The sequence below is a fragment of the Bacillus sp. L381 genome, assembly GCF_030284525.1.
GTDB classification, from domain to species: domain Bacteria; phylum Bacillota; class Bacilli; order Bacillales; family Bacillaceae; genus Bacillus; species Bacillus amyloliquefaciens.
The window spans coordinates 2,794,764-2,820,000 of the sequence record NZ_CP127224.1 but is presented as its reverse complement, the minus strand read 5'-3'; the positions used below and the strand labels follow the sequence as shown (position 1 = coordinate 2,820,000).

Annotated in this window: 27 protein-coding genes, 19 tRNA genes and 1 riboswitch (1 of these 47 running past the window's edge); of the genes, 35 read left to right on the top strand and 11 right to left on the bottom strand. The window is 46.8% G+C overall.

Features of this window, described 5'->3' with window-relative positions; all coding sequences use genetic code 11:
• The 19 genes from QRX25_RS14445 to QRX25_RS14355 all read left to right on the top strand — a co-directional run.
• Positions 1 to 49, top strand: a tRNA-Lys gene (locus QRX25_RS14445) (it extends 27 nt beyond the left edge of the window).
• Positions 50 to 59: 10 nt separating this feature from the next.
• Positions 60 to 143: transfer RNA gene (locus QRX25_RS14440), tRNA-Leu, on the top strand.
• Positions 144 to 152: 9 nt separating this feature from the next.
• Positions 153 to 227: transfer RNA gene (locus QRX25_RS14435), tRNA-Gly, on the top strand.
• A 20-nt stretch (positions 228 to 247) separates the two neighbouring features.
• Positions 248 to 333, top strand: a tRNA-Leu gene (locus tag QRX25_RS14430).
• A gap of 9 nt (positions 334 to 342) precedes the next feature.
• Positions 343 to 419: transfer RNA gene (locus QRX25_RS14425), tRNA-Arg, on the top strand.
• Positions 420 to 437: 18 nt separating this feature from the next.
• Positions 438 to 514 (top strand) — tRNA-Pro (locus QRX25_RS14420).
• A gap of 4 nt (positions 515 to 518) precedes the next feature.
• A tRNA-Ala gene (locus QRX25_RS14415) sits at positions 519 to 591 on the top strand.
• 20 nt (positions 592 to 611) lie between these two features.
• Positions 612 to 688 (top strand) — tRNA-Met (locus tag QRX25_RS14410).
• A gap of 2 nt (positions 689 to 690) precedes the next feature.
• A tRNA-Ile gene (locus tag QRX25_RS14405) sits at positions 691 to 767 on the top strand.
• 7 nt (positions 768 to 774) lie between these two features.
• Positions 775 to 867 (top strand) — tRNA-Ser (locus tag QRX25_RS14400).
• A gap of 19 nt (positions 868 to 886) precedes the next feature.
• Positions 887 to 963 (top strand) — tRNA-Met (locus tag QRX25_RS14395).
• A 6-nt stretch (positions 964 to 969) separates the two neighbouring features.
• A tRNA-Asp gene (locus QRX25_RS14390) sits at positions 970 to 1,046 on the top strand.
• Positions 1,047 to 1,057: 11 nt separating this feature from the next.
• Positions 1,058 to 1,133 (top strand) — tRNA-Phe (locus QRX25_RS14385).
• Positions 1,134 to 1,154: 21 nt separating this feature from the next.
• Positions 1,155 to 1,230 (top strand) — tRNA-His (locus QRX25_RS14380).
• A gap of 9 nt (positions 1,231 to 1,239) precedes the next feature.
• Positions 1,240 to 1,313: transfer RNA gene (locus QRX25_RS14375), tRNA-Gly, on the top strand.
• A gap of 15 nt (positions 1,314 to 1,328) precedes the next feature.
• Positions 1,329 to 1,405 (top strand) — tRNA-Ile (locus QRX25_RS14370).
• 10 nt (positions 1,406 to 1,415) lie between these two features.
• Positions 1,416 to 1,490 (top strand) — tRNA-Asn (locus QRX25_RS14365).
• Between the two features lie 3 nt (positions 1,491 to 1,493).
• Positions 1,494 to 1,584, top strand: a tRNA-Ser gene (locus QRX25_RS14360).
• A 3-nt stretch (positions 1,585 to 1,587) separates the two neighbouring features.
• Positions 1,588 to 1,659 (top strand) — tRNA-Glu (locus QRX25_RS14355).
• Positions 1,660 to 1,693: 34 nt separating this feature from the next.
• Here the strand turns inward: QRX25_RS14355 and QRX25_RS14350 are convergent.
• Together QRX25_RS14350 and QRX25_RS14345 are read right to left on the bottom strand one after the other, a co-directional pair.
• Positions 1,694 to 2,158: a TspO/MBR family protein gene (locus tag QRX25_RS14350; protein ID WP_065982154.1), complete on the bottom strand. Its 465-nt coding sequence runs from the start codon at positions 2,156 to 2,158 to the stop codon at positions 1,694 to 1,696.
• Between the two features lie 116 nt (positions 2,159 to 2,274).
• Complete coding sequence (locus QRX25_RS14345; RefSeq protein ID WP_212098824.1) at positions 2,275 to 2,994, bottom strand: TraR/DksA C4-type zinc finger protein; 720 nt, start codon at positions 2,992 to 2,994, stop codon at positions 2,275 to 2,277.
• A 282-nt stretch (positions 2,995 to 3,276) separates the two neighbouring features.
• Between QRX25_RS14345 and QRX25_RS14340 the strand changes: the two genes are divergently transcribed.
• The 6 genes from QRX25_RS14340 (at position 3,277) to menC (ending at position 10,774) form a co-directional block, all read left to right on the top strand.
• Positions 3,277 to 4,689, top strand: a complete 1,413-nt coding sequence (locus QRX25_RS14340; protein ID WP_115997799.1) for an isochorismate synthase — start codon at positions 3,277 to 3,279, stop codon at positions 4,687 to 4,689.
• Positions 4,686 to 6,422, top strand: coding sequence for a 2-succinyl-5-enolpyruvyl-6-hydroxy-3-cyclohexene-1-carboxylic-acid synthase (gene menD, locus QRX25_RS14335; protein ID WP_212098821.1), 1,737 nt, complete (start codon positions 4,686 to 4,688; stop codon positions 6,420 to 6,422). The genes QRX25_RS14340 and menD overlap by 4 nt, the downstream gene beginning before the upstream one ends.
• Positions 6,410 to 7,234 carry a 2-succinyl-6-hydroxy-2,4-cyclohexadiene-1-carboxylate synthase gene (menH, locus tag QRX25_RS14330; protein WP_065982150.1) on the top strand — a complete coding sequence of 275 codons (825 nt, stop codon included), beginning with the start codon at positions 6,410 to 6,412 and terminating at the stop codon, positions 7,232 to 7,234. Before menD ends, menH begins: the two co-directional genes overlap by 13 nt.
• A 58-nt stretch (positions 7,235 to 7,292) precedes the next feature.
• Complete coding sequence (menB, locus tag QRX25_RS14325; protein WP_065982149.1) at positions 7,293 to 8,111, top strand: 1,4-dihydroxy-2-naphthoyl-CoA synthase; 819 nt, start codon at positions 7,293 to 7,295, stop codon at positions 8,109 to 8,111.
• An 87-nt stretch (positions 8,112 to 8,198) separates the two neighbouring features.
• Positions 8,199 to 9,662, top strand: coding sequence for an o-succinylbenzoate--CoA ligase (locus tag QRX25_RS14320; protein ID WP_212098819.1), 1,464 nt, complete (start codon positions 8,199 to 8,201; stop codon positions 9,660 to 9,662).
• Positions 9,659 to 10,774, top strand: a complete 1,116-nt coding sequence (gene menC / locus QRX25_RS14315) for an o-succinylbenzoate synthase (protein ID WP_212098817.1) — start codon at positions 9,659 to 9,661, stop codon at positions 10,772 to 10,774. The genes QRX25_RS14320 and menC overlap by 4 nt, the downstream gene beginning before the upstream one ends.
• A 159-nt stretch (positions 10,775 to 10,933) precedes the next feature.
• Here menC and QRX25_RS14310 read toward each other — a convergent pair whose 3' ends face one another.
• Genes QRX25_RS14310 through QRX25_RS14300 form a run of 3 tightly spaced genes read right to left on the bottom strand, consistent with a single transcriptional unit; the run spans position 10,934 to position 13,545 of the window.
• Positions 10,934 to 11,092: a DUF1540 domain-containing protein gene (locus QRX25_RS14310; RefSeq protein ID WP_065982146.1), complete on the bottom strand. Its 159-nt coding sequence runs from the start codon at positions 11,090 to 11,092 to the stop codon at positions 10,934 to 10,936.
• A 58-nt stretch (positions 11,093 to 11,150) separates the two neighbouring features.
• Positions 11,151 to 12,191: a cytochrome d ubiquinol oxidase subunit II gene (locus tag QRX25_RS14305; RefSeq protein ID WP_065982145.1), complete on the bottom strand. Its 1,041-nt coding sequence runs from the start codon at positions 12,189 to 12,191 to the stop codon at positions 11,151 to 11,153.
• Between the two features lie 22 nt (positions 12,192 to 12,213).
• Positions 12,214 to 13,545 (bottom strand): cytochrome ubiquinol oxidase subunit I, encoded by a 1,332-nt coding sequence (locus QRX25_RS14300; protein WP_065982910.1) that lies wholly within the window; start codon positions 13,543 to 13,545, stop codon positions 12,214 to 12,216.
• Between the two features lie 195 nt (positions 13,546 to 13,740).
• Between QRX25_RS14300 and QRX25_RS14295 the strand changes: the two genes are divergently transcribed.
• Both QRX25_RS14295 and QRX25_RS14290 read left to right on the top strand, forming a co-directional pair.
• Entirely contained in the window at positions 13,741 to 13,989 is a 249-nt protein-coding gene (locus tag QRX25_RS14295; protein ID WP_003152229.1) for a type B 50S ribosomal protein L31, read from the top strand.
• Between the two features lie 124 nt (positions 13,990 to 14,113).
• On the top strand, positions 14,114 to 14,683 hold the full coding sequence (locus QRX25_RS14290; protein WP_065982909.1) for a beta-class carbonic anhydrase: 570 nt from the start codon (positions 14,114 to 14,116) through the stop codon (positions 14,681 to 14,683).
• Here QRX25_RS14290 and yidD read toward each other — a convergent pair.
• Positions 14,680 to 14,907, bottom strand: coding sequence for a membrane protein insertion efficiency factor YidD (yidD, locus tag QRX25_RS14285; RefSeq protein ID WP_065521603.1), 228 nt, complete (start codon positions 14,905 to 14,907; stop codon positions 14,680 to 14,682). The two genes, QRX25_RS14290 and yidD, sit on opposite strands and share 4 nt — an antisense overlap.
• 125 nt (positions 14,908 to 15,032) lie before the next feature.
• Here yidD and QRX25_RS14280 point away from each other — a divergent pair, with 125 nt between their 5' ends.
• Positions 15,033 to 15,506: an S-ribosylhomocysteine lyase gene (locus tag QRX25_RS14280; protein WP_003152237.1), complete on the top strand. Its 474-nt coding sequence runs from the start codon at positions 15,033 to 15,035 to the stop codon at positions 15,504 to 15,506.
• A gap of 116 nt (positions 15,507 to 15,622) precedes the next feature.
• The gene (locus tag QRX25_RS14275) at positions 15,623 to 16,066 is read left to right on the top strand and encodes a FixH family protein (protein WP_013353277.1); all 444 of its coding nucleotides are present in this window, start codon (positions 15,623 to 15,625) and stop codon (positions 16,064 to 16,066) included.
• On the opposite strand, the gene ytzI is transcribed toward QRX25_RS14275, so the two are convergent.
• Positions 16,063 to 16,212 carry a YtzI protein gene (gene ytzI / locus QRX25_RS14270; RefSeq protein ID WP_115997795.1) on the bottom strand — a complete coding sequence of 50 codons (150 nt, stop codon included), beginning with the start codon at positions 16,210 to 16,212 and terminating at the stop codon, positions 16,063 to 16,065. The genes QRX25_RS14275 and ytzI overlap by 4 nt on opposite strands.
• Positions 16,213 to 16,337: 125 nt before the next feature.
• On the opposite strand from ytzI, the gene QRX25_RS14265 reads away from it, so the two are divergent.
• From QRX25_RS14265 to ytkD, 3 genes are all read left to right on the top strand, one after another.
• Positions 16,338 to 16,775 carry a Dps family protein gene (locus tag QRX25_RS14265; protein WP_003152242.1) on the top strand — a complete coding sequence of 146 codons (438 nt, stop codon included), beginning with the start codon at positions 16,338 to 16,340 and terminating at the stop codon, positions 16,773 to 16,775.
• Between the two features lie 152 nt (positions 16,776 to 16,927).
• Positions 16,928 to 17,332 carry a phage holin family protein gene (locus QRX25_RS14260; RefSeq protein WP_065982143.1) on the top strand — a complete coding sequence of 135 codons (405 nt, stop codon included), beginning with the start codon at positions 16,928 to 16,930 and terminating at the stop codon, positions 17,330 to 17,332.
• A gap of 132 nt (positions 17,333 to 17,464) precedes the next feature.
• Positions 17,465 to 17,944, top strand: coding sequence for an RNA deprotection pyrophosphohydrolase (gene ytkD, locus QRX25_RS14255; protein WP_013353274.1), 480 nt, complete (start codon positions 17,465 to 17,467; stop codon positions 17,942 to 17,944).
• Positions 17,945 to 17,978: 34 nt separating this feature from the next.
• Here the strand turns inward: ytkD and QRX25_RS14250 are convergent, their stop codons facing one another.
• The 3 genes from QRX25_RS14250 to QRX25_RS14240 are packed head-to-tail and all read right to left on the bottom strand — an operon-like array spanning position 17,979 to position 20,564.
• The gene (locus QRX25_RS14250; protein ID WP_115997794.1) at positions 17,979 to 18,791 is read right to left on the bottom strand and encodes an ABC transporter permease; all 813 of its coding nucleotides are present in this window, start codon (positions 18,789 to 18,791) and stop codon (positions 17,979 to 17,981) included.
• Positions 18,766 to 19,548 (bottom strand): ABC transporter ATP-binding protein, encoded by a 783-nt coding sequence (locus QRX25_RS14245; RefSeq protein ID WP_065982141.1) that lies wholly within the window; start codon positions 19,546 to 19,548, stop codon positions 18,766 to 18,768. The genes QRX25_RS14250 and QRX25_RS14245 overlap by 26 nt, the downstream gene beginning before the upstream one ends.
• An 11-nt stretch (positions 19,549 to 19,559) precedes the next feature.
• Positions 19,560 to 20,564, bottom strand: coding sequence for an ABC transporter substrate-binding protein (locus tag QRX25_RS14240; RefSeq protein ID WP_212098815.1), 1,005 nt, complete (start codon positions 20,562 to 20,564; stop codon positions 19,560 to 19,562).
• Positions 20,565 to 20,703: 139 nt separating this feature from the next.
• Here QRX25_RS14240 and QRX25_RS14235 point away from each other — a divergent pair, with 139 nt between their 5' ends.
• Complete coding sequence (locus QRX25_RS14235) at positions 20,704 to 21,477, top strand: alpha/beta hydrolase family protein (protein ID WP_212098813.1); 774 nt, start codon at positions 20,704 to 20,706, stop codon at positions 21,475 to 21,477.
• A 57-nt stretch (positions 21,478 to 21,534) separates the two neighbouring features.
• Entirely contained in the window at positions 21,535 to 21,777 is a 243-nt protein-coding gene (locus QRX25_RS14230) for a DUF2584 domain-containing protein (RefSeq protein WP_003152249.1), read from the top strand.
• Positions 21,778 to 21,819: 42 nt separating this feature from the next.
• On the opposite strand, the gene pckA is transcribed toward QRX25_RS14230, so the two are convergent.
• Complete coding sequence (gene pckA, locus QRX25_RS14225; RefSeq protein WP_115997791.1) at positions 21,820 to 23,403, bottom strand: phosphoenolpyruvate carboxykinase (ATP); 1,584 nt, start codon at positions 23,401 to 23,403, stop codon at positions 21,820 to 21,822.
• Positions 23,404 to 23,601: 198 nt separating this feature from the next.
• Positions 23,602 to 23,740: riboswitch (SAM riboswitch) on the top strand.
• A gap of 169 nt (positions 23,741 to 23,909) precedes the next feature.
• Here pckA and metK point away from each other — a divergent pair.
• On the top strand, positions 23,910 to 25,112 hold the full coding sequence (metK, locus tag QRX25_RS14220) for a methionine adenosyltransferase (protein ID WP_065982137.1): 1,203 nt from the start codon (positions 23,910 to 23,912) through the stop codon (positions 25,110 to 25,112).
• The last annotated feature ends 125 nt before the right edge of the window (positions 25,113 to 25,237 follow it).

Sequence of the window (25,237 nt, the reverse complement as noted above, 5' to 3'; positions counted from 1 at the left end):
CTGACTTTTAATCAGAGGGTCGAAGGTTCGAGTCCTTCATGGCTCACCATGTTTTTCTTGCGGATGTGGCGGAATTGGCAGACGCGCTAGAATCAGGCTCTAGTGTCTTTACAGACGTGGGGGTTCAAGTCCCTTCATCCGCATTGCCAAACGCGGAAGTAGTTCAGTGGTAGAACATCACCTTGCCAAGGTGGGGGTCGCGGGTTCGAATCCCGTCTTCCGCTCCAACTATACCTATACCATCCATGCCGGGGTGGTGGAATTGGCAGACACACAGGACTTAAAATCCTGCGGTAGGTGACTACCGTGCCGGTTCAAGTCCGGCCCTCGGCACTTATTGTTGCGCCCGTAGCTCAATTGGATAGAGCGTTTGACTACGGATCAAAAGGTTAGGGGTTCGACTCCTCTCGGGCGCGCCATACATACTTTTGAAAAATCGGGAAGTAGCTCAGCTTGGTAGAGCACATGGTTTGGGACCATGGGGTCGCAGGTTCGAATCCTGTCTTCCCGACCACTTTGGGGCCTTAGCTCAGCTGGGAGAGCGCCTGCTTTGCACGCAGGAGGTCAGCGGTTCGATCCCGCTAGGCTCCACTTGATTTTAATTGTTTTTTGGCGGTGTAGCTCAGCTGGCTAGAGCGTACGGTTCATACCCGTGAGGTCGGGGGTTCGATCCCCTCCGCCGCTACCATTGGACCTTTAGCTCAGTTGGTTAGAGCAGACGGCTCATAACCGTCCGGTCGTAGGTTCGAGTCCTACAAGGTCCACCACATATACGGAGGAATACCCAAGTCTGGCTGAAGGGATCGGTCTTGAAAACCGACAGGGGTGTCAAAGCCCGCGGGGGTTCGAATCCCTCTTCCTCCGCCATATCTAATTTAATTATCATCGCGGGGTGGAGCAGTTCGGTAGCTCGTCGGGCTCATAACCCGAAGGTCGCAGGTTCAAATCCTGCCCCCGCAACCAAAAAATGGTCCGGTAGTTCAGTTGGTTAGAATGCCTGCCTGTCACGCAGGAGGTCGCGGGTTCGAGTCCCGTCCGGACCGCCATTTATAAAAAAGGCTCGGTAGCTCAGTTGGTAGAGCAACGGACTGAAAATCCGTGTGTCGGCGGTTCGATTCCGTCCCGAGCCACCATCTTAATTTAATATTGTTTTGGCGGTTGTGGCGAAGTGGTTAACGCACCAGATTGTGGCTCTGGCACTCGTGGGTTCGATTCCCATCAATCGCCCCAAACAACAATGCGGGTGTAGTTTAGTGGTAAAACCTCAGCCTTCCAAGCTGATGTCGTGGGTTCGATTCCCATCACCCGCTCCATTTTTTTATTGTCATGGGCCTGTAGCTCAGCTGGTTAGAGCGCACGCCTGATAAGCGTGAGGTCGGTGGTTCGAGTCCACTCAGGCCCACCATGATGATTTTTCCACAGTAGCTCAGTGGTAGAGCTATCGGCTGTTAACCGATCGGTCGCAGGTTCGAATCCTGCCTGTGGAGCCATATGGAGAAGTACTCAAGTGGCTGAAGAGGCGCCCCTGCTAAGGGTGTAGGTCGTGTAAGCGGCGCGAGGGTTCAAATCCCTCCTTCTCCGCCATAAGGCCCGTTGGTCAAGCGGTTAAGACACCGCCCTTTCACGGCGGTAACACGGGTTCGAATCCCGTACGGGTCATTAAAAAACCTTGCATACTATGCAAGGTTTTTTATTATGAGTTCATAGTGTAAATGGTAAAAGACAGGTATGTGGCAAAACCACTCCATAATAAATAAGGAACCAGAAGCCAGGCTGAAGCTTTACTGTATTTGCCGGCAATGATCAATAGGCTGAGTGTTGTAATGGCCACAAGCAGGCAATCGATAGATGCAGCAAGCAAATTTTTCTGTGTGAATTGAAAAAAGTTGAATCCTTGATTAACGATATAATTGATGAGAAGCATCACCCAGAAAGCTTTGGATTCTTTACAGGAAAACTTTGTGTATATCAAGGCTGCTGACAGCGAGATAAACGCAAACAAAACCGCCCATATGATGCCGATAACTGATCCGCTCGGCGTCCAGTCAGGTTTGTGAAGGGCATCGTACCATTCCCTGTCGATGGGAAAGAGAAACCCAGCTAAAGAAAACAAGGCATATGTAATGATAAAAACAATAATCGCACCGATATACTTCATCTATTTCCTCCGATATTCAATATCAATACGTTCATTCCCGATAAAGATACCCCTTTCAGTGTATGAGTTTTCACTGCAATAATGCTGCAAACTTAAAACCCCGGCTTGCCGGGGTTTTAGTCAGCATGAAGATCGCCAAAGGTCGTCATAATTCCTTCTTCGTCCAGTTCCTGTTCATATTTTTTGTGTTCTCTGCTTGGGTACACAGAAATGTTTTTTCCGGTAATATCTGTTGCGATGAAGTTTTCATAATCCTCAACATAGCCGATGTTTTCTTCAGAGTTCATTGTCATATCGTTGTAGCTGAGAGGCGGATTCTCTAAATCCTGAGGCGTTTCTGAGTTTCCGTATTTCTCAACGTCCTGATAAGAGTCTTCACTGTCGTAAGGCGGCCGTATTGATTCATCATCATCAAATTCAAACTGTCCGAACGGTGTTTCCTCTTCAATCGGCCTGTCTTTAGAAACGGCATCCTGCGAGGAATATTCCGCCAAGGTTGTAGCCGTCGGCAGAGCTTCCAGTCTGTCATAAGGGATCTCCTTACCGCTGACTTCACATACGCCGTACGTACCGTTTTCAATTTGTTTCAAGGAGTAATCAATATCGCGAAGATGCTCCCGTTCATGGTCGAGGAGAGCCAAGTCTTTTTCACGCTCGTATAACTCGGTTGCCTGATCGCCGGGGTGATTGTCATAGGAAGACAATTCGCCGGATGACTGATACGGGAATTCATCTGTTAATTGAAATTGATCATTTTCTTTAAAACGGCTTAAAATATCATGTTTGGCTTCTTCCAGCTCTTTTTTCAAGTGTGTGATCTGTTCGTTTGTAAGCACATCGTTCCCTCGTTTCTATGTGATGCTTACTGTTAGTATGAACGTTTTTGGTCAGAAAAAAGGTGGATAAAAATGGTCACTTTTCCATTGCAAAGTAAAAGGATACAGTGTTTGCCGAGAGTGGGGAAAGAAAATTCAAGTTTGTTTCTTTATTCATTTGTGCAAAAAGGTTTATAATAAGAAATGCAGGCATTTTGTCGTGCTCACATCTGTGTGTTTGACACAATGTCATCACAGGTGTATTGTATTAAAAGCATTTAACGGATTATGGAGGAATGTCTCATGGTGACAACGGTGCAGCATACGTTCCGAGAGGAAGCAGATCATGCATTACATAAAGCCAAACAAGTCAACCATGCTGTCTTATTGAGCTATTCAAGACGTATTGCGTCTTTAGACCCTCTATCATTTTTCAAAGACGGAGCAAAAAAATATAAAGGCAAACGATTTTTTTGGTCAGAACCCGGTAGTGAATTAACAATAGTCGGTCTTGGCACAGAAGCGCTGTTCCAATCGAATGAAAAAAACAACAAGCGTTATCACGACGTTTTTGAACAATGGGAGCGCTTTAAAAAGACGGCTTTTCATATTCATGAAGAAGAGGCGGCGCAAACCGCAGTCGGCCCTGTCTTATTCGGCGGTTTTTCATTTAATCCCGCTGAAGAAAGAGGAGACGAATGGAACGGGTTCGAAGAAGGACTGTTCTTTATTCCCTCACTCATGCTGACAAAGACGGCGGATGGTGATTATTTAACCGTCAATCAATGGGCGGCAGACGGTAATCAGACAGAAGATGTGCTGAAACGTCTGAAATCTTTTTCTGAAGCTTTTGCAGTTTCTTCAATGGCGGATGAGGGGTATCCCGCTTTAACAAAAGCGGAAGAACTTGATGTGGAAAACTGGCTTGAAGCCATTAATACAGCAACAAATGATATGAAGGCAAATCAATATGATAAAGTCGTGCTGGCAAGGGAAGTCGTATTGTCATTTGATGGGCCTATTCCGGTGGAGAGCGTTGTCAGAAAGCTTTTGACGGATCAAACGACAAGCTATGTTTTTGCGATTGAGCAGGGAAATAAATGCTTTGTCGGCGCTTCACCAGAGAGGCTGATCAAAAAATCCGGCAAAGACGTCATGTCGTCCTGCCTGGCAGGTTCAATTAAGCGCGGAAAAAATCAACAAGAAGATGACTGTCTTGGCAACGAATTGCTGCATGACGGAAAAAATCTCGCGGAGCATGATTTTGTGGTTCAGATGATACACGATGCTTTTTTGTCGAGCTGCAGTGATGTGAAAAAGCCGGCGGGTCCGCAACTATATAAAACAAAAAGTGTTCAGCATTTATATACGCCGATCGTCGGTCATCTTAAAACGTCCGCTTCGCTGTTTGATTTGATTGAAAAGCTCCATCCGACACCGGCATTGGGCGGAGCGCCCCAGCAAAAAGCTGTTGAAGTTATCGCTGATATTGAACCGATGACACGCGGATGGTACGCGGCTCCTATCGGCTGGATGGACGGCAGGGAAAACGGAGAATTTGTCGTGGCCATCCGATCAGGGCTGATTGAAGACAAAAGTGCGCGGCTTTTCGCAGGATGCGGTATTGTTGAAGATTCAGATCCGCAATCAGAATATGAAGAAACACAAATTAAACTAAAGCCGATGATCTCTGCTTTAGGAGGTGAAAGGCTTTGACAAACCCGATTACACATTATATCGGAAGCTTTATTGATGAATTCGCTCTTTCGGGTGTAACCGACGCCGTCGTTTGTCCCGGATCGAGGTCAACTCCGCTGGCGGTTTTGGCAGCGGCCCACCCGGATATTCAAGTCCATATACAGATTGATGAACGATCCGCGGGTTTTTTCGCACTCGGTCTTGCAAAAGCCCGGCAGCGTCCGGTCATGCTGATTTGTACGTCAGGAACGGCAGCGGCTAACTTCTATCCGGCCGTGATTGAAGCTCATTATTCAAGAGTGCCTCTTATTGTCCTGACTGCTGACCGGCCGCATGAATTAAGGGAAGTAGGGGCGCCTCAGGCGATTAACCAGCATTTTCTGTTCGGTAACTTTGTTAAGTTTTTCACAGACTCAGCTCTTCCTGAGGAAAATCCTCAGATGCTGAGTTATATCAGAACATTGGCCGGCCGAGCCGTAAGTGAAGCGGGCAAGCGCCCGATGGGGCCTGTGCATGTCAATGTGCCGCTCAGAGAGCCTTTGATGCCGGATTTATCAGCACGGCCTTTTGAAAGAATGAGAGCTGGGCGGCATGTCTCTGTTACGACAGGGATTCAGTCAGCTGACCAAGCCTCTCTGCGTCATATTACAGAGCGTCTTGCGAGTACCGAAAAGGGCATGATCGTCTGCGGCGAAATTCACGGTGAAGCAGAAAAACAGCAGATCATCGCGCTTGCCGAGATGCTTCAATTCCCGATTTTGGCTGACCCGCTTTCAAATCTCCGAAACGGAAAGCATGATAAAGCGCTGATTATTGATGCCTATGACTCATTCCTAAAAGATGAGGAGATAAAAGAGGCGCTGCGTCCGGACGCTGTGATCCGTTTCGGCCCGATGCCGGTTTCCAAACCGCTCTTTTTATGGCTTAGAGACGATTCTGCCATTGAGCAGTTTATCGTTGATGAAGACGGAGGGTGGAGAGATCCCACTCAGACCGGCGCGCATATGATTCATTGCCATCCGTCTGTGTTGTTGGAAGCGGTCCGTTCAGCTGAAACTGAAAAACGGCCGTCCGGTTGGCTGGAGAAATGGCAGTTTGTCAATGAGCGGTTCCGCAGCCATTTAAAGACCGCGAGTATGGATGATTTATCATTTGAAGGTAATGTATATCGTCAGCTTCAGCACCTTGTTCCTGAGGGCAGTTCGATTTTTGTCGGCAACAGCATGCCGATTCGTGACGTGGACACTTTCTTTGAAAAACAAGATCGTTCCTTCCGTGTCTATGCCAACCGTGGCGCTAACGGAATTGACGGAGTTGTTTCCTCGGCTATGGGACTGTGTGAGGGAACAAAGGCGCCTGTCACGCTTGTGATTGGAGATTTATCGTTTTACCATGATTTAAACGGGCTGTTAGCGGCTAAAAAACTTGGAATTCCGCTTACCGTTATTTTAATAAACAATGATGGCGGTGGGATTTTCTCATTTTTGCCGCAGGCATCTGATAAAACTCATTTTGAAGAACTGTTCGGTACGCCGACGGGCCTTGATTTCCGTCATGCCGCCGCACTGTACGGCGGGACGTATACTTGCCCTGAGACTTGGGATGCATTTAAGGATGCGTATCAGCCGCAGGCGGACAAGCCCGGACTTCATATTATCGAGCTGAAAACAGATCGGACATCAAGAGTTCAATTCCATCGCGATCTGCTGCAGGCCGCAGTTCAGGAAGTGAAAAAAGAATGGAAGCTGTAACTGTCAAAATGGCGGACGGCGTGTGCTATCGGGCGGCTGACAGCGGTCACGAATCGTCTGAAGCAATAGTTTGTCTGCACGGGTTTACGGGCAGTAAAGAATCATGGGAATTTTTACGCGGAATGTTTCCCGGCGAGCGAATGGTGATGATTGACTGCCTGGGCCACGGGGAGACAGACGCGCCTGTGCAAGCGGCAAGGTATAGTGCGAGCCGGCAGGTGGCGGACCTTGCCGCCGTTTTTGATCAATTAAAACTTCACAAAGTGAAACTTATTGGGTATTCTATGGGGGGAAGACTTGCTTACTCCTTTGCACAGACATTTCCGCATCGGGTGTCAGCGCTTGTTCTGGAAAGTTCAACTCCTGGCCTCAGCACGCTTGAGGAACGCAAAAAGCGGATTCAGTCAGACCGGAAGCTTGCGGACTTTATATTGCGGGAAGGCATAACATCGTTTGTCGATTATTGGGAAAGCATTCCGTTGTTTGCCACGCAGCTTTCTCTTCCGGACAGTGTAAAGGCGTCCATCCGTGCCGGCCGGCTGAAAAATAATCCATCCGGTCTTGCAGGCAGTCTGCTCGGAATGGGGACGGGCTCCCAGCCTTCCTGGTGGAGTGCATTAGACCGCATCAAATCGCCGGTTCTTCTCATATGCGGTGAATGGGATGAAAAATTTTGCGTTATTAATCAAAAGGTGCATAACCTGCTTCCATCAAGTAAAATAGAGGTTGTCAAACAGGCGGGGCACACGGTTCATGTGGAACAGCCGCGAATTTTTGGTAAGATAGTAAGTGAGTTTTTAAACGGCTTGTAAAGCATAAAGAAAATGACTTTTCGGCCGGACTCATGCAAAAATAGAGGAGGTCATATCAATGGCTGCAGAATGGAAAAGTGAACGTCAGTACGATGAAATCCTGTACGAGACGTATAACGGTATTGCAAAAATAACAATTAACCGCCCGGAGGTACATAACGCATTTACTCCTAAGACGGTATCAGAAATGATTGACGCATTTGCTTATGCACGTGATGACTCTGAGATTGGTGTCATCGTTCTTGCGGGAGCGGGAGATAAGGCATTCTGTTCAGGCGGGGACCAAAAAGTCCGCGGTCACGGCGGATATGTCGGAGACGATCAGATCCCGCGTCTGAATGTGCTTGATCTTCAGCGTTTAATCCGTGTTATTCCAAAACCGGTTGTAGCGATGGTATCAGGCTACGCCATCGGCGGAGGCCATGTGCTTCATGTCGTCTGTGATTTAACGATTGCAGCTGATAACGCGATTTTCGGTCAGACCGGACCGAAAGTGGGCAGCTTTGATGCCGGTTACGGCTCAGGCTACCTGGCGCGTATCGTCGGACATAAGAAAGCCCGTGAAATCTGGTACCTGTGCCGTCAATACAACGCGCAGGAAGCGCTCGACATGGGGCTTGTCAATACGGTTGTCCCATTAGAGAAACTTGAAGAGGAAACAATTAAATGGTGTGAGGAAATGCTTGAGAAAAGCCCTACAGCCCTTCGTTTCCTTAAAGCGGCATTTAACGCAGATACAGACGGTCTTGCCGGAATTCAGCAATTTGCAGGAGATGCAACGCTTCTTTATTACACGACAGACGAAGCGAAAGAAGGCCGCGATTCCTTTAAAGAGAAACGCAGTCCCGATTTCGGTCAGTTCCCTCGTTTTCCGTGATCAGATGACACTACGAAACAGCTTGAGCCGCTCTGGTCCAAGCTGTTTTCTTTTCAAAAACAGTACTTTTACCTCGGAGATGATAACATGCTGACAGAACAGCCAAATTGGCTCATTCAAAGGGCTCAGCTGACACCTGAGAGAATCGCTCTCATATTTGAAAACAAACAGATGACATTCAAAGAATTGTACCATGCTTCTAAACAAATGGCCGCGCGGCTGTCCGAATACTGCACGCTTAAAAAAGGAGACCGTGTCGCGATTTTGCTTTCTAACAGACCTGAAATGGTTTATGCCGTTCACGCCTGCTTCTTATTAGGAATGGAAGCGGTGCTGTTAAATACGAAGCTCTCAAAACAAGAACGGCTGTTTCAGCTCGAAGATTCACAGGCGAAGCTTTTATTGACGGAGGACGGTTTTCGCCGGGAAGATTATGAATCCACAGTCGCCACCGCAGATGTGGACGAGCTGCAGTCTGAAGAGGCGGAAGACATTGAGCCGGAAGAATATGTAACGCTTGATGATACGGCGACTCTTATGTATACGTCAGGAACAACGGGAAGGCCGAAGGGGGTGCAGCAGACTTTCGGAAACCATTATTCCAGCGCTGTATCATCTGCGCTGAATCTGGGGGTCACGGAGCGGGACCGCTGGCTTATTGCGCTGCCGCTTTTTCATATCAGCGGCCTGTCTGCACTGTTTAAATCGGTCATTTACGGCATGCCTGTCGTGCTTCACCAAAAATTTTCTGTCACTGATGTGCTGGACAGCATCAGCTCACACCGGGTCACGATCATATCGGCTGTGCAGACCATGCTGTCGGGTCTGCTTTCGGAGACTGAACAATGTCCTGAATCACTGCGTTGCATTCTGCTTGGCGGGGGGCCTGCACCGCTGCCGCTTCTTGAAGAATGCCGCAGGAAAAAATTTCCGGTCTTCCAGTCTTACGGCTTGACCGAAACCTGCTCACAGATTGTCACGCTTTCTCCTGAATTCAGCATGGAAAAGCTCGGCTCGGCTGGTAAACCGCTGTTTTCATGTGAAATCAGAATTGAAAAAGACGGAAATCGCTGTGCGCCGTTTGAACACGGTGAGATTACGGTGAAAGGGCCGAATGTGATGAAAGGGTACTATCATCGGGACGAAGCGAATCAGGCCGCTTTTCATAATGGATGGTTTAAAACAGGCGATCTTGGCTATTTGGATGATGAAGGGTTTTTATATGTGCTGGACAGACGGTCGGATCTCATCATTTCAGGCGGAGAGAACATCTACCCGGCTGAAGTTGAAGCGGCGCTGCTTGCCCATCCGGCTGTAGCGGAAGCCGGTGTTTCAGGAGCCGAAGATCCGAAGTGGGGGAAAGTGCCGCATGCCTTTCTCGTTTTGAATTCTTCTGTCAGTTCAGAAGAGCTGACCGCTTTTTGCCGTGAACGTCTTGCAAAATATAAAATACCGGCTGCTTTTTTCGCGGTTGACGAGCTCCCGCGGAACGCGTCCAATAAATTGATGAGGCATCGGCTTAATGAGCTTCGTAAAGGAGAATTGTCATGATTAAGATTGAAAAAATCACCCTTTATCATGTGAGTATGAGGCTGAAAAAACCATTTAAAACAAGTATTGAAACACTGCAGGACCGCAAATTTTTGATCGTGGAAGCGATCGACGAAACCGGCAGAACCGGCTGGGGAGAGGTATCGGCGTTTTCTTCCCCGTGGTATACAGAAGAAACGATTCAGACATGCGCTCATATGCTGAAAGATTTTTTTATCCCCAATATCGTAGGCCGTGAATTTTCCCACCCGTCAGACGTGCCTGACAGTCTCGTGCGTTTCAAAGGAAACCGCATGGCAAAAGCGGGCCTTGAATCAGCCGTGTGGGATTTATATGCCAAGAAAAAGGGGATTTCTCTTGCAGAAGCCTTGGGAGGCAAAAGAGATAAAGTGCCCGCCGGCGTCGTGGTGGGTATTGCTTCGGCTGATGAGATGCTTCGGGAAATTGAGCAATACGTAAAAGAAGGTTATCAACGTATAAAAATAAAAATTCAGCCCGGCAGTGACGTTGATTTGATCAGAGCCATCCGCAGCCGTTTTCCGAATGTACCGCTCATGGCGGATGCCAACTCAGCGTATGAACTGAAAGACATCAGCAGGCTGAAAGAATTGGATGAATTCCAATTAATGATGATAGAACAGCCGCTTCAGGCAGATGATATTGTCGATCACCGCCACCTGCAAAAACACCTGAGAACGGCGATATGTCTTGATGAAAGCATATGCTCATTTGATGACGCGAGACGGGCGATTGAGCTTGGAAGCTGTAAAATCATTAACATAAAACCTGCGCGTGTAGGAGGCCTGACAGAGGCTTTAAAAATACATAATCTGTGCAGAGAGCATCACATGCCCGTATGGTGCGGCGGAATGTTTGAGACCGGCATTTCGAGAGCGCAGACTGTCGCGCTTGCCTCGCTGCCGCAATTTACGATACCGGGGGACATTGCCTCATCAGACCGATACTGGGAGGAGGATATTATCACTCCTGACATCCGTATCGAAGAGGGATTTATCTCTGTTCCGGACGGTCCCGGGCTGGGTGTCGAAGTCAATCAGGAAATAATGAGAAAATACGTCACCCAAATGGACGTTTTTACGACAAACAGCTGATAAAACGATATTTCAGCAAGTTGAGCATTCTGTATGCCGCTGTTATATTGAAACTGTTCATCATCACCCCTTCCCCGTTTGAACCGGCTGTTAAAGCCGGTTTTTTAAATGTGAGCGGTGCGGAAATTAAAAAGAGCTGTATAAAAACAGCTCTTTTTTTTATAAATCATGCGGTTTAAAGGTTTTGCAATCCGTTTCTTCACTGTTTTCAGCTGTTTCGCCTGTATGGCTGACAACATAAATAGCGTCGGCTGTGCATTTGTTGCCTTTGCCCCAATATGAGCAGTTATTGACTTCACACAGAATTTTTTGGTCCATGCTGATTTCCCCTCCCAAATAAAAGGTACGCCATTAGTATGAGCCGCCTCGATTTTTGTTATTCCTCCTGGCGGATATAACGTCTGTCTTTCATAAAGAGCTTCCAGAAGAAATAAAATCCGGGAAACAAAATGATGAACGCGACGATATACGTCATAAACAGCGCCCTGAAGGTTGCAGGTTCCGTAAATCCTGACATGACCGTAATATCGGGATAAATCATATAAGGAAGATGAGCCCGTCCGTACGCATAGCTTGCCAAAAAGTATTGCAGCGCAATGGCAATCATGGCGATCCTCGGTTTGCCGAGGTTTCTGCCGAAGCGTTTATTCGGCAAAAAGAGGGCGACACCGGCAATGATAAATGTAATGACAGACAGGATGAGCCATGTCAGGTCTTTCATCATTCCCGTATACAGCCAGCCGGCTTCAGCGCGCAATGTCAGCATAATGAAGATCGCAAAAAGAAGAGACAGCGGTCCTGTTATTAAAGAGCTCCGTCTGTATATGCGATACGCATGCTCCTCTTCCGCAACATTTGAAAAGTCGGCCAGAAGCAGCGAAGATAAAAATAAAGTGCTTAAAATGGCAAAGCCGATAAAGGCATACGCATTCGGGCTTGTAAAGACATTTGCCAAATTCAAGTGATACACTCCGCCCGTTTTCTCGATAAATCCTCCGTGTGTTACCGGAAGGACCAAAATCAGCACAGCAGGAATAATGAAGCCTGAAATTCCGGAGATATATCTCATGATTTTTCTTTCTTTCGCCGTATTGGAGAAAACGAGAAAGCCGCTTCGGATGGCTAAAAGCAGCAAAATGATACTCCCCGGAATCAATAAAACGGTACCCAGCACGAAGGTTGCCCCAGGAAAGAAACTGAAAAGGGCGACAACGATCGCGACGATAAAGACATTGGTCACTTCCCATGTCGGGGATAAATAACGGTTGGCGATGTTAGTCGCCTTTGTTTGTTCTTTATTTAAATAAATCATAGACCAAAAGCCGGCTCCGAAGTCCATCGTTGCCATAACCGCGTAGATAAACACGAAGCCCCATACGATTGATATCGCGATGAGAGCATCCATGGTAATGTCCATTTCAATTCAGCCCTTTCTGTTGTTAAGATTCCGCCGCTTTTACATCCTCCTCAACGGGATGTTTGCGGAAATAATACAGCAGCACATAAATGACTGCGGCCGCCAAAATGGCGTAAACCACCGTAAACAGGATGAACAGCAAACCGATTGAACCGGTTGTCGTGACGACATCTGACGTTTTCAGAAGATGATAAATCACCCATGGCTGCCGTCCGGTACAGGCGAATATCCACCCGAATTCAATGCCGATCAGACTAAGCGGTCCCGCGGTTAAAAATAAAATCAAAAGCCAAGTCGGAAAGCTGTCTTTCTTTAACACTTTTCTCCACACGATGCCGATGACGGAGTACAAAATGAGCAGCATCCCGATGCCGACCATTCCGTTAAACAGTGTATGGATGAATAAAGGCGGCCACTCGTCTTTCGGAAACGCATTTAAGCCTTTGACGACGGTGTCAAAGCTGTTTGCAGCCAAAAAGCTTAAAGCCCACGGCACTTCTATCGCCCATTTTACTTTCTCTTCTTTTGCATCGGTAAAACCGCCGATCGCAAGCGGAGCATGTGACCTTGTTTCAAACAGCCCTTCTGCGCCCGCAAGCTTCTCAGGCTGGTATTCGTAAAGGAGCTGGGCTGACTCGTGTCCGTTTAAAGAGGCAATAATAGAAAAGATTCCGCCGATCGTTAAAGCGAGCAAAAGCGCTTTCCGGTGAAAACGATATACCTGCTCCTGTTTTCTCGTTCTAAGCATTTTATAAGCGGCTACTGACGCGACGATAAATGCACCGGTCATGAAAGCCGTCAAAACGACATGGCCCGCGGTGGTGAAAAAGCTTGGATTAAAAAATGCCGCCCACGGTTCGACGTCAGTGATTTTGCCGTTTAAAATTTTAAAGCCGGCCGGCGTTCCTTCAAATGCGTGAACATTTGTGATTAAGACGGCAGATGCCGCGGCGCCGATCAAAACGAAAATGACGGCAATGATGCGCATCGCCGGAGTCAGCCGGTCAGCGGCATAGACATAAATGGACATAAACAGCGCTTCGATAAAGAAAGCATAAATTTCAATTTGAAACGGGAGTGACATGACTCTGCCGATGACTTCCATGAATCCGGGCCACAAAAGGGCAAGCTGTGTACCCGCGATCGTTCCGGTCGGTATCGCCACGCCGAGCAGAACAGCCTGCGCCTTTGTCCATCTTTTCGCCATAATGGCATAATGCGGATCTTTTGTTTTTTGATAAATTAATTCAGCCATTAAAATCATCAGAGGCAAGCCGACACCAAGCGTCGCGAAAATAATATGAAAGCCCATGGTTGTCCCGAACAGGCTTCTGGCTAACACTAAATCATCCACGTCATAAACCGCCTTTCTAATTACCGTTTTATGTAATGTGGTTATATTATTTGCTGAAGCCATTAAATTATTCTTCTGATTCCATATATGTGCAGGGTTTAGAAATCAAGGGATCGGGGCATATATGATTGACAAGCGCCTATTTAAGGTTTAAAATAAAGCGTAATCATTACGATTTGAGGAAGGGAGATCAGCATGAAAAAAGATATTCATCCGGATAACCATCAAGTGATTTTTCAAGATGTGAACAGCGGCTACCGGTTTTTAAGCCATTCAACGAAAACATCAGAGGAAACAGCAGAGTGGGAAGACGGAAAAACATACCCGCTGATTAAAGTAGAAGTCAGCTCAGATACACATCCGTTTTATACAGGCCGCCAAAAGTTCAACGAAAAAGGCGGGAGAGTCGAACAGTTCAACAAAAAATACAATATGGGGAAATAAGACAAGCCCGAGGGGTTTGTCTTATTTTTTGTCCCGTCTGTAACTTTGTCATCAAGAGCGGGGAGTGACGAAAGGACCCGCTTTATGTTATATTGTGAATAAAAAGCAGAAAGGAAACACCAAGATGAGTCTTTTAAACGATATCATGAAATTTAATGAGCAGTTTACTAAACAAAAAGAATATGAAAAATACCAAACATCTAAATTCCCGGATAAAAAGATGGCGATTTTATCCTGTATGGACACACGCCTTGTTGAATTGCTTCCGCATGCGATGAACATGCGAAACGGCGATGTGAAAATTATTAAAAGTGCCGGCGCGCTTGTCGCCCACCCATTCGGAAGCATTATGCGCAGCCTTTTAGTGGCCGTATACGAATTAAACGCTGATGAAGTCTGCGTCATCGGGCATCATGATTGCGGCATGAGCAAAATCAACAGCGAGGATATGCTCGGTAAAATTATTGACCGCGGTATTCCGAAAGAGCGGATTGACATGCTGAAGCACTCAGGCGTTGACCTTGATCAATGGCTGAAAAGCTTTGATTCTGTAGAAGAGAGTGTTACAGACAGCGTAAACGTCATTAAACACCATCCTCTATTCCCTGATAACGTGCCGGTGCACGGTCTTGTGATTGATCCTGAAACCGGCAAGCTTGATCTGGTGATCGACGGCTATCAGCATATGGATTAATGCTTTTGTTTTTTTTCCGGTACGGGATCAACCCCGCCTGGATGAAAAGGATGGCACTTTAAAATTCGCTTCAGTGTCAGCCATCCTCCCTTTAATGCGCCGTGAGTCTTGACGGCTTCGATTCCGTACTGCGAACATGTCGGATAAAAGCGGCATGACGGCGGCGTCAGCGGAGAGATGAACTTCTGGTACCCGCGGATTAACGCAATCATTATGGTTTTCATCAAAAAAACCACCTTTCTGATGCTAGTATAGAAAAAAAATTTCAGATTGAAAAGCGTCCGCCGTAATTCTTATCGGAAAACTGTGTTATAATGGGTGCATATTCTGAAAAAAAGGGAGTGCCATTATGCCTTCAGTAGAAAGTTTTGAGCTTGACCATAATGCGGTTGTGGCTCCGTATGTAAGACATTGCGGAGTGCATAAAGTCGGAACAGACGGCGTCGTGAATAAGTTTGACATCCGCTTCTGCCAGCCGAACAAACAGGCGATGAAGCCGGATACGATTCATACGCTTGAGCACTTGCTTGCGTTTACGATCCGCACACATTCTGAGAAATACGATCACTTTGACATCATAGATATTTCACCGATGGGCTGCCAGACAGGCTATTATCTGGTTGTGAGCGGTGAGCCGACAGCGGAAGAGATTGTTGACCTGCTTGACGCTACGCTGAAAGAAGCCATCGATATTACGGAGATTCCGGCAGCCAACGAAAAACAGTGCGGCCAGGCGAAACTTCATGATTTGGAAGGCGCGAAACGTCTGATGCGTTTCTGGCTGTCACAGGATAAAGAAGATTTGCTGAAAGTGTTCGGATAAAAAAACAGGCCTTTTTGCTGTCATGCAAAAAGGCTTTTTTTACATATTTCTAAAAAATGTCACACCTTATGTGTAAGCGTTTGCTAAAATAGAAGCAAACACGAAGGAGTGATGGAATGAAACGGGCTGTATTGGCAGGTATGTGCGGTATGGTATTTCTTTTATCTTCCTGCGGGGGCAATTCGGACAAAACCTCCGCGGATGAAAAGCCTAAAGCGCTTGAGGTCAAGCTTACGGGACCGGAAACGGTAAAGCCGCATGAAAAAGCAGAATACAAGGCGGATGTTTTTTACGGCGGAAAGCGCGTCACGGATGCGGATGAAGTCATGTTTGAAGTATGGAAAGAAGGAAAAAAAGGCAGCAGCAAAACAAGCAAGGCCAAGGAGGAAAAAGGGGCGTATCATCTGCGGACTGAATTTGACGAAGAGGGTGTGTATACCGTTCAATCCCACGTAACGGCAAAACAGCAGCACAATATGCCGACTGTAAAAGTGCGTGTCGGAGATGCTGAAGCTGCCGATGATTCCTCCGGCCATGAGGAACAGACGCATCATCATTAAGGTTTGTTTTTATGCGTCAAGCCGTTTGATGTGTCCTGCGGCGGATCAATCGTATGCTTTACATTATAGGCTCTTACGGTCGACCAGATGGATAAAAGCAGCACGGCGAGCACGATAAGAAAGCCGAGACTCAGAAGAAGCAGCATGAAATCCCTCCTTTTTAACAAATCATAACATATTTTCCAGGCGTAAAATCAAGGGCTAAAAATTTATGTTTTAACAAACGATATAAAGGGTATATCAATAGTAAACCCAAAGGAGGAAGATAGGCATGTCAGAAAAACTATTGGAAGCAGTCAATAAACAAGTTGCAAACTGGACGGTCATGTATGTGAAATTACATAACTATCATTGGTACGTCAAAGGGAAGGACTTTTTTACACTGCATGAAAAGTTCGAGGAGCTGTATAACGAAACGGCTACATATATTGATGACTTGGCAGAACGTCTGCTGGCATTAAACGGCAAGCCGATCGGCACAATGACGGAATCATTGAAGACTGCATCTATAAAAGAAGCGGAAGGCAATGAGAGCGCAGAACAAATGGTACAGAACATTTATGATGATTTCACTGTCATTGCAGAAGAACTGAAAAGCGGAATGGATCTCGCAGATGAGGTCGGAGACGAAACGACCGGAGATATGCTGCTTGCCATTCACCAGAATATCGAAAAACATAACTGGATGCTGAAAGCGTATTTAGGATAATTAACAAGGGAAGGCCGGGGCTTAAAAGCGTCCCGGTCTTTTATTTGGCTGCTGAAGAGAGATGTTGTCCATTTTTCTGAAAAATCCAGTCCGTTCCATTCACTTTTCATAGAATAATGTAAGGCCGTTTCTGTGAAAGGATGTTGGATCAAGTGGGCAGAGACTTTGGCATCTTTTCGTTTTTTGCAGTGATTGTGTCGGCAGCGGGGTTTTTCTTCGGCGGTTTTCAGTATTCGTTTCTGATTTTGCTATCGGTCATGGCGATCGAATTTATCAGTACAAGCTTAAAAGAATCTCTTTTGCAACAGCTGAGCCCAAAAAGGCTTTTTGCGCGGCTGGTCAAAAAAATCGTGACCTTGTCTTTAGTCTCAGTTTGCCATTTTTTTGATCAGCTGCTTCATACCGAAGGCGCCATCCGCAATTTGGCTATCATGTTTTATATTTTATACGAATCGATACAGATTGTGATTACGGCAAGCTCGCTGGGCATCCCGGTTCCGCAGGTGCTCGTCGACCTTTTGGACACCCTGAAAAATAAATTCAAGCGCAAACCGTAACATTTGCTTCATAGGAGGCTATACTAGCGGGTATGATGGTTTTCCTCTGAATTTTTGATAAAGGGCTTCCGAACAAACGCAACTGTGGTATGATGTATGGAAGATATGAAGGAACGGATTAGAGGGATAAACATGTACGAGTTTAAAGACTATTATCAGAACACTGTTCAGCTCTCCTTTGAACACCAGCCTTTTTCAGACAGCCCGAAGCACGTATGGGTCATATGCCGATATGGTGACAAGTGGCTTTTGACTGAGCACGAAGACCGGGGGTTTGAATTTCCGGGCGGAAAAGTGGAGCCGATGGAATGTGCGGAGGAAGCGGCCCTGCGCGAGGTAAAAGAAGAGACCGGCGCCGCGGTAAGACACCTTCAGTACGTCGGACAGTATAAAGTTCTCGGCAGGGAAAAGGTAATCGTTAAGAATATTTATTTTGCCGATATTGAAAAGCTTGAAAAACAGGCTGATTATTTTGAAACAAAGGGGCCGGTGCTGTTCAGCGAACTGCCGGAGAATCTCCCGCGAAATAAAAAGTTCAGTTTCATTATGAAAGATTCGGTGCTTCCGATCAGCCTGAAAAAGCTGAAAGAAGACGGCGTATTTCAATCATAGAAACGAAGACCCGGCGTTTCCGCACGGGTCTTTTTTATATTTTTCCTTTCGTCCATTTTCTCTCTAACAGCTCCACTCCCTGATACATTAATGTCGCAAAAATCGCGATGATCAGAAGGCTTAAAAATACAAGGGTGAAATTGAAGACTTGAAATCCGTATATGATCATGTAGCCTAAACCTTTTTCGGAAACGAGAAACTCGCCGACAATGACACCGACCCAGGATAAACCGACATTCACTTTAAGCGCAGAAACAATGGCAGGGGCACACGCCGGCAGAATGACTTCTTTAAACATGATGCGCCTTTTCGCTCCAAAGGTTTTCATGACCTTAATATAATTTTCATCCACTTCCTGAAAAGCCGTAAAGACGACGATTGTCGTGATAATGACACTGATGACTGCTCCCATGGCTACGATACTTGTAAAATTCGGTCCGAGTGCGACGATGAGAATCGGTCCGAGTGCGACCTTCGGCATCGCGTTTAAAATGACGAGGTACGGGTCTAAAATCCGTGCGAGCCTGTTTGACCACCATAACAGAGCGGCGAGACATGTGCCGAGAAGGGTGCCGAGCACAAAGCCGAGAACGGTTTCGCCTAATGTGACACCGATGTGCGCCGCAAGGGATCCGTCCGCAATCTTTTCAACTAAGAGTCTGCAAACGGCAGAGGGGGAGCTGAAAATTAACGGATCGATCCAGCCCGCTTTGCTCGATATTTCCCACCCTGCAAAAAATACGATAAAAATGGCGGCCTGATACGCACGGATCCGGCGTTTTTCTTTTTGGTGTTTTTTCTTAAACTGCTGATGAAGCTCTTCAATCGTGCCGCTGCTGTTTTTCAAGAGAATTCAGCTCCTTCCATATGGTTTGAAACAGCGGCTGAAAGGCCGGGTTCTGACGCGCGTCAAACGGATCTAAGGCGGCAAGCTCCTTAGGCACGGTGAAGATTTGGTGGATCGTTCCCGGCTGATTCGAAAATAAATAGATCGTATCGCTCATCGCGATGGCTTCACCGATATCGTGGGTGACGAGTACGGCGGTTTTTTGAAAATCCTTTAATGTTCTGAAGACAAGGTTTTCTAAAGAAAGCTTCGTTTGAAAGTCCAGTGCGGAAAACGGCTCATCAAGAAGCAGCAGGCCCGGGTCCGGGGCAAGGGTTCGGGCAAGTGCCGCCCGCTGCCGCATTCCCCCTGACAGCTCTTTCGGATATTTTTTTTCGACGCCGATTAATCCGAGCTTAGGCAGAAGGCCGAGAACTTCAGCTCTCTTTTCTTCTGTTAATGTTTTGGAGATGTGTAAACCGAGCAGCACGTTTTCCTCAATTGATTTCCAAGGAAATAAATAATCCTGCTGAAGCATATAGCCGATTTGGTGTTCTTTATGGTTCGGCACGCTGCCTTCAATAAGCACCCGGCCTTGTGCGGGGGCAATAAGGCCGGCAAGAATGGATAGGAGTGTTGTTTTTCCGCATCCGCTTGGTCCGAGAAAGGAGATGAAATCCCCTTTTTCAATATGAAGATGTATATCTTTCACGGCAGTTGTTTTTTCTTTCAGCGAGAAATAAGTATGTGTCACATGATCCACATGTAAAAAAGACATTCATGTTCCTCCTATTGTTCTGAGGTGACTTTTTTGGCGATTTTTGTGTTGACGAGTTTGCTGTACGGAATATGTTTTGGGAGCTCCCCGGCTTCATCCATAATAGATTGAAGCTGTTCCCATTCATCCTCTTGCAGAACGGGGTCCGAAGAGAATGATTTTTGTTTTTTATAACGGTCTATCGATGCTTCAATAATGGCAGGATCGGTATCGGCAAATTCCTTTTGAATCGTTTTTGCGATGTCTTTGGCCGGATGGCTTTCCACCCATTGCTGGGCGCGGTAGATGGCGCGGGTGAATTTTTCCGCCGTTTTTTCATTGTTTTTTAAATAGCTTTCTTTTGCCATAAAGGTTGTGTAAGGCACTTGGCCGGAAGCTTCTCCGAAGGATGCGACGATATGGCCGATGCCTTCTTTTTCAAATTGGGATGCCGTCGGTTCAAACAGCTGGACATAATCACCGGTTCCGGATGCGAATGCGTTGGAAATATTGGCGAAATCAATGTTCTGAATCAGGTTAATGTCTTTTTTCGGCTGTATGTGATGCTTCTTCAGGACGTACTCACCGGTCATTTGGGGCATACCGCCTTTACGCTGGCCGAGAAATGTTTTTCCTTTTAAATCGTCCCACTTGAATGATGTCACATCCTTCCGCGCCACGAGAAATGTACCGTCTGTCTGTGTCAGCTGCGCGAAGTTGATGATAGGATCTTTTGCTCCTTGCGCTTCCACGTAAATGGATGTTTCAGAACCGACCAGCGCGATATCAGAGCCGTTTGACAAAAGCGATGTCATCGTTTTGTCTCCGCCCCATGTGGTTTGAAGTGAAACGTGAAGCCCTTCTTTTTTAAAGAAACCTTTCGCTTCAGCGACATACATAGGGGTATAGAAGATGGAGTGTGTGACTTCCGCCACCTTTACCTTCGTCAGACTTTCTTCCTGTCGGCAGGCCGGAAGAATGAGCAGGAAAAAGGAGCATATGACAAAGACGCAGCTCGTTTTGAGCCATTTGTTCACGGTGTAACCTCCTTGTTTTAAGCGTTAAAATAACCTTTTTTGCTTTACATATCGTATGATGGGTATAAAAAATGTGTGAGTGCCCATATTCAGGTTGGGAAAGAATAAAAAACTGATGATGGAAGGAGGCTCATTTGTTTTGCTTGTTGAAAAGAAAAGGTTTCCGTCTCCGAGTCCGCATGTCCGCCTCTTTACGGTGTGCTATGAGTCAGAAGGGCTGAAGGTAAAAGGGCTCCTTGCCGAGCCTGCGGCGCCGGAAACATACGACGGTTTTTTATATTTGCGCGGCGGCATTAAAAATGTCGGCATGGTCCGTCCGGGAAGAATCGTTCAATTCGCTTCCCAAGGTTTTGTCGTGTTTGCGCCTTATTACAGAGGCAATCAGGGCGGGGAGGGAAATGAAGATTTTGCGGGAGAGGACAGAGAGGACGCGTTTTCCGCTTTCCGCCTGCTTCAGGAGCATCCGAACGTCAGGGAAGGGCGGATTCATATTTTTGGATTTTCCCGGGGCGGAATCATGGGTCTTTTGACTGCGATCGAGATGGGGCATCAAGCGGCTTCGCTCGTTTCTTGGGGCGGTGTGAGTGATATGGCGCTTACTTATGAAGAGCGGAAGGATTTGCGGCGGATGATGAAGCGGGTGATCGGCGGCACGCCGAAAAAAGTGCCGGATGAATACAGATGGCGTTCGCCGTTTGAAAGAGCAGACCGCATCCAGGCGCCTGTGCTGCTCATCCATGGAGAAAATGACGAAAATGTCTCGATCGAGCACGCCAGGATGATTGAGGACAAGCTGAAAGAGACGGGGAAACCGGTGGAAACCTGGTATTACAGCGGTTTCACGCATTATTTTCCCCCGCAGGAAAACAGGCGCATTGTCCGGCGTCTGGCGGAATGGATGAAGACACGGTAAAATGCCGGATTTATGATATGATAATATAGAAAAAGAGAATGAAAGGGGATTTTCATTTTGGGAATGCCTGTAGAATTTAATACCATGATTGTGACAAAAGGCAATGAAAAACGGATAGAGGAAAATATCTTTTTATTAGAGAAAGAGGGCTATCGGGTCTATCCTCTTGATATTCCGATGGACGTGCGCAAAACAAAAACCGGCGAGAAATCCGGCACGGGCGAAGTCCAAAAGCTCGAATGGGCGAACGGCCGGACAAGCATTACATACAGACTCACTTCGCTTCATTCGACAAACTGAAAAAACAAAAGCCGAGGGCATATACGCCCTTGGCTTTTTTAGTTAAACGAGAGGTCCGCCGGCTTTGGCAATCGAGTCTGCATGGGAAAACTTTTTAAAGTTTTCTTTAAACTCATTGGCTAAAAACAGCGCTTTTTCGTTGTATGCTTTTTTATCGCTCCATGTGTTTTCAGGCTGAAGAACCTCATCCGGAACGCCCGGAACATGAACGGGGCTGTGCAGTCCGAAAATGCTGTCTGCTGTCATGTCTGTCTGATCAAGCGTGCCGTTAATTGCGGCTTTGACCATCGCTCTTGTATACGAAAGTTTCATCCGCTCTCCGACTCCGTACCCTCCGCCGGTCCAGCCTGTGTTGACCAGAAAGACTTGAACGCCGTGTTCGTCGATTTTCTTCCCGAGCATTTCGGCATATACGTGAGCCGGAAGCGGCAAAAACGGTGAACCGAAGCACGTGGAGAAAGTCGTTTGCGGAGATGTCACGCCGCGTTCGGTTCCGGCAAGTTTGCTGGTGTACCCGCTTAAGAAATGATACATCGCCTGCTCCTTCGTCAGTTTGCTGATCGGAGGGAGCACACCAAATGCATCCGCCGTTAAAAAGACGATCGCCTGCGGGTGACCGGCAATGCTCGGCTGCACGATATTGCCGATCATCTCAATCGGGTATGCGGCTCTTGTATTTTCCGTGTAGAAGGAATTGTCGTAATCAGCCTCACCCGTTTTCTCATCAAGCACAACATTCTCAAGAACAGACCCGAAGCGGATCGCATGAAAAATCTGCGGTTCTTTTTCTTCGCTCAGATTGATACATTTAGCGTAACATCCGCCTTCAATGTTAAAAACGCCGGAATCAGACCAGCCGTGCTCGTCATCGCCGATCAGTTTCCGGTCCGCATCGGCTGAAAGCGTCGTTTTCCCTGTGCCGGAAAGACCGAAAAACAGGGCGACATCGCCTTTTTCACCGACGTTGGCTGAGCAGTGCATCGGCAGAATATCCTGCTGCGGGAGCAAAAAGTTCATAATCGAGAATATTGATTTTTTCATTTCTCCGGCGTACTCGGTACCGCCGATTAAAATGACGCGCTTTTCGAAGGACACAATGATAAACGTTTCGGAATGCGTGCCGTCCGTTTGCGGATCAGCTTTAAAATGCGGAGCTGAAAGAATGGTAAACGGCTGTGCTTGCGGATCTCTTTCATTCGTCTCCGGTCTGATAAACAGCTGGCGCGCGAATAAATTATGCCACGCAAATTCATTTACGACTGTAATCGGCAGTCTGTATTTTTCATCTGCGCCTGCGAATCCTTCAAAAACAAACAGTTCATCTCTCTGTTTTAAGTAGCTGACGACTTTGGCGTACAGCTTTTCAAACGCTTCTTCAGAAATAGGCTGGTTCACCGCGCCCCAATCAATTTGATTTTCTGTGCTTTTTTCGCGGACGATAAATTTATCTTTAGGTGATCGGCCCGTATATGCTCCGGTAGTGGCGCGTACGGCGCCTGTTGATGTCAGCGTTCCTTCATTTCGGCTGATCACTTTTTCGGTAAGTTTTGGAGCCGATAAATTATGATGCACATTCGGACTTGCAAGTAACGCTTGAAGATCTGCGGTTAAATCAACTAATTTCATAAAAACCTTCCTTTGCCGGTTTATTTGTATTTCGCTGAATGTGGAATTAGTATAACATATATCTAAAAATAGTCTATACTATTTGTTGTTTTTTGTTTGTGTTTTTTCCATTGCTTCCTGAAATAAAGGCGCGTAATCGCTTTAATTCATATTGACACTTTCCGCCCTTTTACGTTAAGATATTTCATTGAGCGGATACTCTTATCCCGAGCTGGCGGAGGGACAGGCCCGATGAAGCCCAGCAACCGGTTTCTCTGTAAAAAAGCAGGTGAAAACACTGTGGGAAACCAAGGTGCTAACCTGATGCAAGGTTTAATATTTCCTTGAGCGATAAGAGTGAAAGGCACACAGACCAAACCCTTTCCTCGAGTGGAAAAGGTTTTTTTATTTCATAAAATATGCCAATTAACATTCTCTGATATAGTATGACATTGTATTAAGAGGGAGCGAGTTCCGTATCATATGAAAAGGTCTTGCAAAAGATCTTTTTTCAGGAGGAAAAGTGAATGAGTAAAAACCGTCGACTATTTACATCTGAATCTGTTACCGAGGGTCATCCGGATAAAATCTGTGACCAAATTTCTGACAGTATCTTAGATGAGATTTTAAAAAATGACCCGAACGCGCGCGTAGCCTGCGAAACGTCTGTAACGACAGGCCTTGTGCTGGTAAGCGGAGAGATTACAACATCAACATACGTTGACATTCCGAAAACAGTCCGTGAAACGATTAAAGAAATCGGCTACACACGTGCCAAATACGGATTTGATGCGGAGACTTGCGCTGTTTTAACATCAATTGATGAACAGTCTGCGGATATCGCAATGGGTGTCGATCAGGCTCTTGAAGCTCGTGAAGGCACAATGAGCGATGCTGAAATCGAAGCGATCGGAGCGGGGGACCAAGGTCTGATGTTCGGTTATGCGTGTAACGAAACGAAAGAGCTTATGCCGCTTCCGATCTCACTGGCGCATAAATTAGCCCGCCGTCTGAGCGAAGTCCGCAAAGAAGATATTCTTCCGTACCTTCGCCCTGACGGAAAAACGCAAGTTACCGTTGAATATGATGAAAACAACAAACCTGTCCGCATCGATGCGATCGTCATCTCAACTCAGCACCATCCGGAAATTACGCTTGAGCAGATTCAGCGCAATCTGAAAGAGCATGTCATTAACCCTGTCGTGCCTGAGGAACTGATTGATGAAGAAACAAAATACTTCATCAACCCTACGGGACGTTTCGTAATCGGCGGTCCGCAAGGTGATGCGGGTCTTACCGGCCGTAAAATCATCGTTGACACATACGGCGGATATGCACGCCACGGCGGCGGCGCGTTCTCCGGTAAGGACGCGACGAAGGTAGACCGTTCTGCGGCATACGCTGCGAGATACGTAGCGAAAAACATCGTGGCAGCAGGCCTTGCTGATTCTTGTGAAGTGCAGCTTGCATACGCAATCGGCGTGGCACAGCCTGTTTCTATTTCCATCAATACGTTTGATACAGGAAAAGCTTCTGAAGAGAAACTGATCGAAGTCGTACGGAATAACTTCGACCTGAGACCTGCCGGCATTATTAAAATGCTTGATTTGCGCCGCCCGATCTATAAGCAGACTGCTGCTTACGGCCACTTCGGACGCCATGATGTGGATCTTCCTTGGGAGCGTACTGACAAGGCGGATACGCTTCGCAAAGAAGCACTAGGAGAATAATTTTATAGCCGCTTACTTAAGCGGCTTTCCCTTTTTGCAGATGCTGCCATGCTGATTTTTTACATAGCGTGAAACCAATGGCGTAACAAAGCGTCTATAAAAAGGGGGTCCAATTAGAAAATTAC